At 59.6% G+C, this 12,901-nt stretch carries 6 protein-coding genes; 4 read left to right on the top strand and 2 right to left on the bottom strand.

Annotated features, from left to right (window positions below; genetic code table 11):
* Positions 1 to 16: 16 nt before the first annotated feature.
* The 4 genes from ABC336_RS22320 (at position 17) to ABC336_RS22335 (ending at position 9,320) form a co-directional block, all read left to right on the top strand.
* Positions 17 to 3,151 (top strand): baseplate J/gp47 family protein, encoded by a 3,135-nt coding sequence (locus tag ABC336_RS22320; RefSeq protein WP_413240737.1) that lies wholly within the window; start codon positions 17 to 19, stop codon positions 3,149 to 3,151.
* A gap of 21 nt (positions 3,152 to 3,172) precedes the next feature.
* Positions 3,173 to 5,329, top strand: a complete 2,157-nt coding sequence (locus tag ABC336_RS22325; RefSeq protein WP_413240738.1) for a putative baseplate assembly protein — start codon at positions 3,173 to 3,175, stop codon at positions 5,327 to 5,329.
* A gap of 11 nt (positions 5,330 to 5,340) precedes the next feature.
* Positions 5,341 to 7,395, top strand: coding sequence for a phage tail protein (locus ABC336_RS22330; protein WP_413240739.1), 2,055 nt, complete (start codon positions 5,341 to 5,343; stop codon positions 7,393 to 7,395).
* A gap of 245 nt (positions 7,396 to 7,640) precedes the next feature.
* Positions 7,641 to 9,320: a hypothetical protein gene (locus ABC336_RS22335; RefSeq protein ID WP_413240740.1), complete on the top strand. Its 1,680-nt coding sequence runs from the start codon at positions 7,641 to 7,643 to the stop codon at positions 9,318 to 9,320.
* Positions 9,321 to 10,628: 1,308 nt separating this feature from the next.
* Here ABC336_RS22335 and ABC336_RS22340 read toward each other — a convergent pair.
* Together ABC336_RS22340 and ABC336_RS22345 are read right to left on the bottom strand one after the other, a co-directional pair.
* A complete protein-coding gene (locus ABC336_RS22340; protein ID WP_413240741.1) occupies positions 10,629 to 12,419 on the bottom strand; it encodes an MORN repeat-containing protein in 1,791 nt (596 codons plus the stop codon).
* A gap of 36 nt (positions 12,420 to 12,455) precedes the next feature.
* On the bottom strand, positions 12,456 to 12,842 hold the full coding sequence (locus ABC336_RS22345; protein WP_413240742.1) for a DUF4280 domain-containing protein: 387 nt from the start codon (positions 12,840 to 12,842) through the stop codon (positions 12,456 to 12,458).
* Positions 12,843 to 12,901 lie beyond the last annotated feature (59 nt).

The raw sequence follows: 12,901 nt of genomic DNA on the forward strand, positions 1-12,901 counted from the left end.
AGTCGGGGAGAATCGCATGAAGGATCAACGATTGGGAGGGGCGCTTGACCAACCTTCCCCGGTTATCGATACGCGCAATCAAGCATTGCTGATAGAACAACTGAAAAAGATGGCGCCCTTCTACGCGCCCGAGTGGCGGTTCAGTCCGGAGGATCCAGATCCCGGCACCGCGCTTGCGCTGATGTTCACACATTTGCTCGAGGGCAATATCCGTCGCCTGAACCAGGTGCCGTTCAAAAGCTTCCTCGCTTTTCTGAACCAATTCCATGTGGAGCTGGCGCCTGCCAGACCGGCGCTCGCCCAGGTGACTTTCTATCTGACGGAGGGGACGAGGGAGTCGGTGGTGGTGGAGCGGGGGACGCAGCTGGCCGCCCAACTGCCAGGCGAACCGGAGCCGGTCGTATTCGAGACGGCTCAGACGCTGCTGCTGACGACGGCCAGACTGCTCGATATGGTGGCGGTCAGTCCGCGCAGCGACCGGATCGTACGTCTGGCTGCCGAGGGGGATCTGAGCGGTCTGCCCGCCAGTGGCCAAGGCACGGCGCTGTTCGGCAGCGAAGGCCTTAACGAGCAGGAGCATGTGATGTACATCCGTCATGACTTCCTGTTCTGGCTGGAGCACCCGGCCTATATTGAGATCCGGTTTCAGAATTCGCAAAACGCCGCAGCCGTAACCGAAGCGGTGGAGATGCTCGCCGATACCTCCAAGGTGGTCTGGGAGTACCTGAGCGATCAAGGCTGGGCTGCCTTTGACCGCGTATACAGGCATGAGGCGACGGTCCGCTTGATCAAGTTCTACCACGGACGGCTGCTGGAATCGGAACACAACGCCGTAAGCGGACGCTGGATCCGCTGCCGGGCCTTATCGCTCCATGAACGCGACGGTGCGCCCGCGCTCGGCCGGATTCAGTTTAACGGCATGCTGCTGAGCAGTCATTACGCTGCGGCAAGCGATGAGGCAGGCATTGCGCCGAACCGTCTTTATTTCAATGATATCCAGATCGACGCCATGCACGGCTGCCAGCCGTTCGGCACCTACTTTGCCCCCTTCGGTCTGTTCTATATCGCCGGCCAGGAGCCGTTCTCCAAGCGCGGCGCTTCCATCACGCTCTCGTTTCGACTCGGCTTCTCCCCTACCCGACTGCTGCCTGACCGGCCGCCGCAGATCAACTGGAAGATGGTCATGAAGCGTCAGGAGGTCGACAAGGTCGACGAGCCGGACCCGGTGACGATTACTAGCGTAGCGTGGGAATATTGGAACGGCTACGCCTGGGTCATCCTTCCCGTCGAGGACAGAGCCCGGCATCTGTTCAGCGAGCCATGGGAAGGGGAAGAGGAACGGTCGGTGACATTCCGCTGCCCGGCTGACCTCGAGCCGATCGTGGTCAATGCCGAGGAGAACTTCTGGATCCGGGCTCGAATTGTCCATATTCATAATGCCTATTCCCCCAATGCTATCTACTATACTCCGGTGTTGTCGGATCTGCGTATCCGCTACGGCTATGACCGTCCGACGCACGCGCCGCAGACGCTGATTGCCGTCAACAATCTTGAGGTTGCCGACCGCACGGCGGAGGTGCAGACGGGCAGTGATGTGTTCCGCCCGTTTGTGGCGCTCGAAGGCAGACATCCCGCCGTCTGGCTCGGCTTTGACAGTCCGCCGGAGCGCGGACCGATCCAATTGTATCTGCTGCTCAAGCAGCGGCATGTAACGCCTGAGGACGTGCCGTTCATGGAGTGGGAGTACCTGCGCAGCGTCGGCAGCTCCACTGTCTGGTCGCCGCTGGTCGTCGCCGATGATACCAACGGACTTACGCGCAGCGGCTATATCCAATTTGCGGGCCCGCGCGACTTTGCCGTTGACACCCGCTTTGGCAGACAGCGCTGCTGGATCCGCGTCCTTAATCTGGATGCCCGATATGATCGCGAATCCGATGGCCGGAGACTGCCCCGGATTCTTGATGCCGCGCTCAACACGACGCTGGTCATCCAGCAGAAGAAGCTGCGCGACGAGTTTCCTGAGCGCATCGAGCATTACGATACGCTGGATGACGAGATCAGCGAGTATTACCAGCTGTCCGAGACACCGGTGTTGACGATCGAGGTGTGGGTCGATGAGACGGATACGATCACGCTCGACGAGCTGCAGCGGCTCTCCCTGGAGCGGCCGGATGCGGTCCAGACCGTGCGGGATTCGGCCGGGGAGCTGCTCAAGGTGTGGATTCGTTATGAGGATGTGCCGCAGTTTCTGGGTTCGCGTCAGGGCGACAGGCATTATATGATCGACCGGGCGTCGGGGAGATTGCGGATGATTGCGGATAGCCGCCGGCATCAGATCAATCGGCGGACGAGCGAGGACGCCGTGCGTGTCACTTACACGACAGGCGGCGGTCAGCAGGGCAATGTTCCCGCCGGCACCATCACCTCCCTGCAGAGCGCGATTGCTTTCGTCGACCGGGTAGTCAATCCTTATCCGGCAGCCGGCGGCTGCGACGCGGGCACGCTGGAAGAGGCGGCGATCCGGGGACCCAAGCTGTTCACCCATCGCAACCGTGCGGTTACCGCCGCCGATTTTGAATGGCTGACGCGCGAAGCGCATCCCAATGTGGCCAAGGTGAAATGTCTGCCCGGTCGCAACGTGCGGATGGAGAAGTCACCCGGCGCGGTGTCCATCGTTGTCCTGCCGAAGTCGGGCATTGGCGACGGCGCCCATTTCCAGGAGCTCAAACGCCATATCGAGCGTTATCTGCTGGAGAAGGCGGCATCGACGATCGCTTTCCCGGGCGGGGTGCAGGTGATGGAGCCGGCTCTGCTGCATATCGGAGTCAAAGCGACCGTCTGGGTGCGGAGCATGGAGGATATCGTGCCGACGGAGCGGGAGATTATGCGCAAGCTCCGCTTGTTCCTGGATCCGATCGGCGGCGGCAGCGACGGGGCCGGCTGGAATATCGGCCAGATCGTCCATCAGTCCATGTTCTATGCGCTGCTGAAGTCGATCGGGCCTGTCATTCATATTCCCCAATTGTTGATCGAAGCGATCAAGGTGGAGAATGGCGATGCGGTTGAGATGAGTCCCGACCGGCTGTCTGAAGTAGTGCATGGCGTAGTCGTAACCGGCGAACACCGTATCAATGTCGAAGTGAAAAAGTAAGATAGAAAAGGGGGCGCACGTATGCTGCCACTACCCAATCTGGATGACCGCAGCTTCGAGGAGTTGGTCCGGGAAGCCCGCGATCTGATCCCGGGCATTCTGGCGGACTGGACGGATGAGAACGCGCATGATCCCGGAATTACCCTGCTGGAGATGCTGGCCTGGCATATCGAGATGCAGCAGTTCCGGCTGGACCGTCTCACGACAGGTCATGAGCGCAAGTTCCTGAAGCTGCTGGGCGAGTATCCGCGGGATCGCCAGCCGTCTATGACATCGCTCAGCTTCTCCAATGCAGCCGAGCCTCTCCTGCTGCCGACCGGCACTTTATTGCGAGTGGGCGAGCTGGCGTTTGAGACGATCCGTCCGGTGACGGTGCTTCCGGATATGCTGAAGCAGGTCTACATTCATACGTCGGAAGGCGAGCTTGCGGTCACCGACGACCTGGAGCTCGGCAGCGCCCCCTTCTACCCGTTCGGCGAACAGGGGGAGCTCGGTGCGAGCATGACGGTCGCCTTCGGCGAACCGCTGCCGCTGGAGACTCCGCTGTCCCTGTGGTTCGAGCTGAACGACCAGGAGCCGGACGTACGGATCCCGGCGCGTTATCCGCACTTTGTCCCCACCAGCACGACGGTATGGAGCTATTGGCTGGAGCAGGACGACGGCAGCGGCAGCTGGGAGCCGCTCCCTCTGGAGCGGGATGAATCCTACAGCTTCCACCAGAGCGGGCCGATCCTGTTCCAGCTCCCGCAGACCGGAGGCCGGGCGACGAAGCTGCGCGTAGAATTGACAGGCGGCGAGTATCATGACCCGCCACGGATCCGCCGTCTGATCTGGAATGAAGTCTTCGCGGAGCAGGGAGAGACGCTGAGTTACGCCCAGACTTTTGAATCGGCCGACTTTGAAGAAGAGGAGGAGAGCGGCAAGCTTGCGGTACCGCTCTCCCATGCGCTGTTCCGGCACGGCCGCTTGATCCTGCAGCTGGCTGAGGGCGACGAATGGCGGGATATCGCACCAGGTCCCTATGAGCTGGTCCAGCGGAGCAACCGGGCGCTGCTGCGGATCGACCCCGGGCTGATGAAGCCGGAGACAGCGCGCCTTCGTCTGATTGCGGTGCAGGAGGCGTTCTTGGATCACTGGCTGCTGGGCAGCGGCACGGGCATCTCAGGCCAGCGGCTGCCGCTGCCGGTCGATGATGTGATGGCAGACCGGATGCTGCTGCAGATTGGCTTCTGGAAGGAAGGCGAGGGCGAGATGATCTGGGCGGATTGGGAGCGCAAGCATGACTTCGACGAATCCGGTCCGGACAGCCGCCATTATACCATCGATCTGCAGGAGGGCGTATTGGTGTTTGCAGACGGCGAGCACGGCATGGTGCCGCCAGCCGCAGCCCTGCCCAACATTCGGGTGATCGGCTGCCGCACCGGGATCGGTGAAGGCGGCAATGTGAAGGAGAATATCGTTCAGAAGCTCGATTACGGGACCCAGACGCTGCACGTCACCAATCTGTACTCCGCCTACGGAGGCGCCGAAGCCGAATCGATGAAAGAAGCGTTGCTGCGGACAAGGCTCGGCGTCCTGCAGCCCAAGTGCGGCATCACCGCCGAGGATCTTGAGGCGCGGGTGCGCGAGATTCCCGGGCTGCGTCTAGCCAAGGTCAAGACGATCCCGGGTTATTACCCCAAACTGACGCGTTATCCCGAAGAACGCGCGGTAGGGAAGATCTCGATCGTCGTGGTGCCGTACAGCAAGAAGGCGCTGCCCATGCCGAGCGAGGGGGTCATCGAGACGATCGACCGGCATCTGGAGCCTTACCGTCTCCTGACGACTGAATTTCACATCATCCCGCCGGAGTATGTCAAAGTCAGCGTCCGGGCTACGATCGTCGTCGACCTGCGTTATCAAGGACGGGATCTAGCTGCGATCGAGGCGCTCACTCGCTGGCTGCAGCCTTACGGGGATACGCAGGCGAGCGGCTGGACGTTCGGTCATCCGATCTACAAAAGCGATGTGTACGACATCATCCATCAGGTGCCGGGCGTTCATTATATCCAGGATCTGTGGCTGATGGCAGAGGGACGGAATGTACACACCGACGAAGGCGGCGATATTCGTATTCCGCCTAACGGCCTGGTCATCTCGGGCGAGCATGATATCGACTTTATTACTACCGGGGGATAGGAGGGGAGCTAGTGACAGGCGCACAATTTTTTTCGTTTCGCCAGCCGACTGACTGGGACAGGGGGACTTCCTTCCATCTGGAACGCCGTACGGAAGGCATGTCGATCCGCCGCGAGAAGGTGTACCGGCAGTTGGCCAGGCGGCACTTCAATCCGCCGCAGCTCAGCTCTCCGATCATGGATACGGTGGTTGACCGCAACGGCCGGTGGTATATGCTTGATGAGAAAGGCATCTTCTGGCGGGCCGACCTGAGCAGCAATCATGCGGAGGCGCTCACGACATGGAATGGCGCGCAGTGGGACAGCTGGGCGCGGATGGCGGTGACCGAGGATATGATCGTCGTACTCCAGCAGGGGGAAACCTCCATGCTGCAGGCGATGTCTGCCGACAGCTCGCAGATCAAGTGGGTGCGGGACAGCTGGGGAGAGGAGCCGTTTCTCGGCATCACTATGGCCGCTGCGGATGACAACAGCCTCTGGCTGCTGGCCTCCGTCGCTTCGGCAGCCAGCCTCCAGCTGCTGCAGATCGGCTCAACGGGACGGGAGCAGGGCATGATCGAGCTGCCAATCGACAACCAGATCTATATTGCAGATATCTTCCAGGAGCGCTTCGAGCTGTCGATGGGACCCGGCCAGCGCTGCTGGCTGCTCGACCGGGTGACCTCACGCGTGGTCGCGATTGACCTGGAGCAAGGCTTGGCGGTCATGACCGGGGAGGAACCGCTGGCCCCCAGCGGAGAGCTGTTGTCCGTGTGCGACGGCGGGCCGGACGGCTTCTGGGCGCTGATGCGGAGCATGGAGGGCGGACACCGGCTCCAGCGCTTCGGTCTGACAGGGGAGCCGCTGGAACGTGCCGTACTCGGCAACGGCAAAGGGGCGAAGCTCATGACTTCGCGGCACGGGATCGAGCTGTGGGATCCGCAGGAGCGTTATCTGTACAGTATGCAGCCGGTCTCCGAGACCGCGAGCTGGCGCGAGTTTGGCCGGCGGATCGGCGTCTGGATCAGCAAGGCGCTGGACAGCGGCCAGATGGAGACGGAATGGCACAAAATCCAGGTGGATGCCATGGCAGTAGGGGATACGCAGTATAATATCCGTTACTATGCTTCCGACCAAGAGGAGCTGATCATCGGCCTGAACCGGGTCCGCCTGGACGATTATCTCGCCGATGAGAGTCTCAGTCCGAGCGAGAAATTCGCGGCGCTGTCCGGACTGTGGTCCAAACCGCTGCGCGATGCCGAGGATGCGCTTCTCTTCGGCGCCAAGGGCCGTTATCTATGGGTCTATCTCGAACTGGTCGGCTCCGAGCATCATGCTCCTTCCATCCGCAGTCTGAAGGTGCATTTCCCGCGGGAGTCATATCTGCGCTACTTGCCGGCGATCTATGACCATCAAGCCTCATCAGGGGACTTTCTCTCCCGCTATCTCAGCTTGTTCCAGACGATGCTTGAGGAGATGGATGGCAAGATCGCCGACATGCCGAGGTCGCTGGAGCCGGCGCATACTGGCGGAGCGAGCTTGAAGTGGCTGCTCGGCTGGATCGGCATCGAAGCGGAGGATTTCTGGACGGAGGATCAACTGCGGCAGCTGCTGGTGCACGCGCCGACGCTGTACAGCATGCGGGGCACACGCTATGCGATGGAGCTGCTGCTGACGATCTTCACGGGGGAGAAGCCGATTATCCTGGAATACGAGCAGGTGCGGCCGCTGAAGGAGAATCCGGAGCTCGGCGAGGTGAGCGACCATCTATATGCGGCAGACCCGCATACGTTCAATGTATTGGTGAAAGTCGAGCACGTCGAGACCGACGTGAAGCGAGCTGCGATCCAGCAGCTGATCGACGCATTCAAGCCGGTGTTCGCCACCGGCAAGCTGGTCATCCTGCAGCCGTGGGTGTACATGGACCTGCACTCTTATCTGGGAATGAATACAGTGCTCTCCGAGCCGACGCTGCTAACGCTGGATGGACAGAAATCGATGCCGCATCATACGATTACGATTGATACCGGACATGATAACCGCATGGATCAGCACACCCGACTAGAGCTCGATTCACGCCTGGAATAGGCCGCTTTTGATCACGAAGTTATGCATAGAAGTGGATTCGACATCGAATCTTGAATGCAGTCGGATGAGAGTTTCCGCAGGAAACTAGCTTCGTAAGGTTCCGCATAGGTGCTCACGTAGCTGTGCTTCCGAAGTCGTTTTCTACGAAAACGTGGACCGCTCCTCATTTCCTCCTGCCTTCAACCTTCTCGGTGCTGAAAACCGACTTTTTATGATTGGAATAATGAGGAGAGAGAGGTCCTACGATGAATAGATCAAGGTATATTCCCTTTGAACGCAATCGCTATTTCTACGGCAAGCTGCTGACCGTACGGGATTTCATGTCCGAGCAAACTTATGTAACTGACAAAAAGCGGCTGTCGAACCGGCTGCTATTCGGCAGCGGCGTGATCGCCGGACTGCAGGTGGTTGCGGTAGACGACAAGTCGCTCTCCATTGAGACAGGCGCCGCGCTCGATCAGCTCGGCCGAGAGATCGTCGTGCCATCGCCGCTTACGCTCAAGCTGGCCAATATGGACGGGTTCAAGAACAACGACTATGCCAAGAACGTCTACCTGTGCATCGCTTATGACGAGAAAGGCAAGGAGCCGGTCCATACGGTCGCCGGGGCCACAGGGCGCAAGGAGGAGGTCAGCGAGCATAACCGGATCCTGGAGACGTTCCGCCTGTTCGTGCGGGAGACCCCGCCTGCCCCATCGAGTCTGGAGTACGATCATCTCGTGGAGGATACCTCAATCTGGTATGACGACGGTCAGGTACGGATCCTGCAGACGGTGCCGCGCTATGTGTTGCCCGGTCAGCTGTTTGAGCTGAAGCTGACGGTGGAGCGGACGCTGCAGACGTCGCATATCGAATTTGAGTACGAGCCTCTCTGGCGGGGCATCGAGCCGGCGGAGGAACTGCCGGAGGGCAAGATCTCGTTCTCGGAGCCGACGGACGGCGGCAGCTCGAGTTATGTGCGCCGGTTCCGACTGCGTGCTTCGGAGGAGGGCGAGGGTGAGGGACTGCTGCTGGAAGCCGAGTCCGGCTCGGTCAGGCTGGTGATCGGCGACCGGATGATCTATGATCTCTCGCATATCCGCCAACATATCGAATGCAGCGAGGAGCCCGTCGCGGAACGGATCCTGCGCGCCTACTACAGCCGCTCGCTCGATCGCGCGATTGAGGCTCCGGCCGAACCTTGCGTGTACCTGGCCAAGATCAACCTGCTGCAGATGGGCGCAACCTATGTCATCGAGAGTGTGGAGCAGCTGCCGTTTCAGGAGTATGTCATCAACCCGACGATGCTCTACAAATTGCTTGCCGGCTCCGGCGCCGCTGAGCCGCAGACGGCAACCCTCATTGAGCGCCCAGGACGCGAGGCCAGCGAGCCGGCGCCGTTGCCGGTATTCCCCGATATCAAGGAAGAATTCGCTAGGTTGCAGCCAGAGGAGCCAGAAGCACCCGAGGAGATAATCCGCAGTGGTATCGTCGAGATCTCGATCATCCCTGAGGAGAAGAAGAAATGGTATCAGCGCCGCCGCCGGAATTTCTTCTCCGAAGAGATCGAACACGGGCTGGGGGCGGGCGTTGTGTTCGTACAAGCAGGGGTCTCCGACGAGCAGGAGGAGCTGGATATCCATCTGCCGACGATGTGGAACCGGAGCAATGCCGTCTATTACGGCCCGCAGGAGATGTTCGCGGGCAGCGAATACGACGGCAACTATCCCAAGCATGCGCTGGGCTTCGTCATGTATCCCAAGAGAGGGAGCTTCCGCATCGGCGTGCGCTTGCATGAGAAGACCGAGCGCACCAAGCTCCGCATCCGCTGGTGGGCGATCAAGCAGCCGGCGCACGCCGCAGGGGAGAGCCGGGAGCAGGGCGAGGACGAGCTCCTCGAAGTCGCCAAGCAAGCTGCCGCCGCTGTCGAGGGCAAAAAAGGGTGACGGAACTGCCAACCGGCAGTTGGATCGGTCCCGCAGCCGGGTGTGCACTGAATGGAGAGCCGAAAGGTTAAAAACGGCGAAGTGAGTGCCGCAGCAGGCGCCAAAATGGCGCCTGCAGCTCCGAGCCCGTCGGCGCGGGCCGCTCGAAGCGCCAAAATGACACCTCCAGCACCAAGAGTAGTTCTCAGCAACCACAACTCATGCAAGGTCTGAGTGAACGGTTGGTACGAAAACGAGAAAGAACCTCCGAAACCACTAGGGTGGGTACGGAGGCTCTTTCTCGTTGCTTAGGAAATGATGCAACACTTTAACATGTGGATCCGTAGGAGGGCGGAGTAGGGAAGAAGATCGCTGGAGGTAGTGCTCGCTCACGAGCGGACACAGTATCCCCTATTTCGAGCATGGGCGTGTTTTTAGAGCTGCTTGCGGACAGAGGATCCGTTATCGGTCTGTAACCGGAGGCTAACGGGCATAAAACCAACACATAACGGATCGTGTGTCCGCAGGGCCTGTTCCTGGCTGGTTTTTGTGTAAAATAGACCCTATTGTGTCCGTATCCCAGTGCCATCCTGCGTGAGCAGGTTTGTTCAAACAAGCTCGTATGGCCGCAGCAACGAAAGAAACTTTCGTTAGACGCAGCGAATCGGCGCCCTGGGCCGCAGCAACGAAAGAAACTTTCGTTAGAGGCAGCGAATCAGCGCTTTGGGCCGCAGCAACGAAAGAAACTTTCGTTAGAGGCAGCGAATCGGCGCTCTGGGCCGCAGCAACGAAAGAAACTTTCGTAAGAGGCAGCGAATCGGCGCTCTGGGCTGCAGCAACGAAAGAACTTTCGTAAGAGGCAGCGATTCAGCGTCTCGGGCTGCAGCAACGAAAGAAACTTTCGTTAGAGGCAGCGAATCAGCGCTTTGGGCCGCAGCAACGAAAGAAACTTTCGTTAGAGGCCGCGAATCGGCGCTTTGGGCCGCAGCAACGAAAGAAACTTTCGTTAGAGGCAGCGAATCGGCGCTCTGGGCCGCAGCAACGAAAGAAACTTTCGTAAGAGGCAGCGAATCGGCGCTCTGGGCTGCAGCAACGAAAGAACTTTCGTAAGAGGCAGCGATTCAGCGTCTCGGGCTGCAGCAACGAAAGAAACTTTCGTTAGAGGCAGCGAATCAGCGCTTTGGGCCGCAGCAACGAAAGAAACTTTCGTTAGAGGCCGCGAATCGGCGCCAAGGGCCGCAGCAACGGACGCGTATCGCTCCTAGGCCATCGCATCAGGCGCCCCGGGTGTTCCCCTAACGGCAGCAACAGCTGCCTCTAGCTCTGCCATCAAGGCGCAGGGATCAACGTCCCGGACTGTGGCTTGTCCTCGCGGTCAAGCGCAATCGTGAACTGGGCGCCGTCCCACACATAGACACGCAGGGAGCGGGGGCCGCTGCGGGTGACCGGAGATTCGGCCTGACCGGCGAGCTCTTCCAGATGCACATACAGCTGATCGAGCAGCGGGCCGGGTGTCCAGGCGACCTGACGGATCACGACATCATCCGCTTCCGGCGACTCGGGCTCGGCGGTGAAGCTCATCGCGAGCGCCGGATACTTCCATGTCACCATCAGCAGCTCCGGTTCCGGCTCAGCGGGCGGCGGAGCCGGGGGCAGCACAGGCAGCGGCGCTCCGGTCTCGCCTTCCGGACTCTCTCCGCCGTCCGCCGCGTCTTCCGGGTCCACCAGAGGAGGCAGCGGCGGCGCTTCCGGCTCCGGCAGTTCTTCATAGACACTCTCTGTACTCGAAGGTTTGTCCAATAATTGCTCGATCTGGGCCAGCGACTGGTTGAGGTAAGCCTGCGGCGCCAGGTAACCTGATTGGAATTCTCCCTTGTACAGCAAGGTGATGCCGTCTTTTAACCAGGTAGCCACCCCATTCAAGTAGCCATGCTTGAACATGCCCTTGTATTCCAACAGCCCTTCGGGGTTGTACAGCTCACCCTCGCCGTGGTAACGCCCCTGCTGGATGCCGCCGGCATAGACTGTGTTGCCGGCTTCGTCATAGAAGGTGCCGGTCCCATGATATTGACCGGACAGGAACCCGCCGGTGTAACTGACGGTGCCGTTCTCATAGTACTCCGTGCCTTCACCGGTCAGCTTGCCGTTCACAAACTGGCCCTCATATTGTACGATACCGCCCGCATAGAATGTTTTGCCGGCCCCGTAATAATTGCCGGCCATAAAAGCTCCTGTATAGATCTGCTCTTCGCGTTCATTGTACAGGGTGCCTGAGCCGGCATATTGGCCGTTCTCAAAATCCCCCTCATACACGAGCCGTCCGTCCTCGGTATAGCTGCGGCCGGCGCCGCCGGGCAATCCGGCCTTGAATTCCCCTTGATGGCGTACGGTGCCGCTTGGATAATACAGCAGACCCTGACCGTTATAAGCGCCTCCGGTCAGTGCTCCAGCATAGAGCAGTTGTCCAGCCTCATCATAGCGGCTGCCCTGGACCAGCTGACCGGCCGCGAAGGTGCCTTCTTCGGCTACGCTGCCATCTGGACGATACAGCTTGCCGGCCCCCTCGTACTGTCCGCCGGCGAACCGCCCTTCGTAGAGAAGCGGAGGTTCCCCGTCTGCAACGGTAGACCAGAGCTTGCCTTCTCCCTCATATTTGCCTGCGGCAAACATGCCTTGATAGAGCAGTTGGCCATCGTTGCCGAACAGCTTGCCTTCGCCGTCATAGAGACCGTTTTTGAGATTGCCCTGGTAGATGAGCTGCTTGTCCTCGTTATACACCTTGGCCACGCCGCTATAGTTCGGGGCGGGCGCATTGCTGGCAGCTGTAATGGAAGGCGTCCGGTTAAACCATTTGTTGACGAATTTGGGCGGTTTGATGAACAAGAAGAAATACAGGATCAGTACCACCAGTATGACGATGACGATCAGTTTTTTGGAGATGTAATAATTGCCGATGGGGACATAGCTGGCCTTTGTAATTTCTTTCTGACCGAGGATGTCCTTGATCTTGCGCCGGATCCACTTGGCGAGCAGCTTCGGCCAGTTTTTGGCCCGCTTGAGCGGCATGAGGACTTTGCGCTTTAGCGGGGCGATGATGGGGTTTATGATTTTCTCGATCAAAGAACTCGTCTCCTTAGGGGCGAATGGGTCGTCTCGTTACGGTACTTGCACGGTCATCTGGCCGGGACTGACGACTTGGATGATACCGCCCCAATTGCACATGCACTTGGAGGTATTATTTAAGGCGGGCATATTGCCGATTAAAACTGTAGGGCTTCCCGGTGCCCAAGGGGCTGCTGTAACAGGGACGCAAGGCATAGGCGTGAGCGCACCGAAGGCGGCAGCGGTCGCGGAAGCCACGGTCGGATTGGCCATGGAATTGCACATTCCGAATGGCATAATATTAACCATCGGCTTGTTGTCCATGATGTTGGCGGCGGGACTGCCGGCCATCGTGCGGTTGGCGGGCAGGACGATGAGCATGCCGGGGGCGGCGCCGAAGCTGCATTGCAGATTCGCCCCGTTGCATACCAGTTGTCCCATAGGTATCAGCTCCACAAGTTTTGCATTCATTCTACTATGTATGACAGCATCCTTCAATA

Origin of the sequence: Paenibacillus jepli, assembly GCF_047238105.1 — a bacterium.
GTDB lineage: Bacteria > Bacillota > Bacilli > Paenibacillales > Paenibacillaceae > Paenibacillus_D.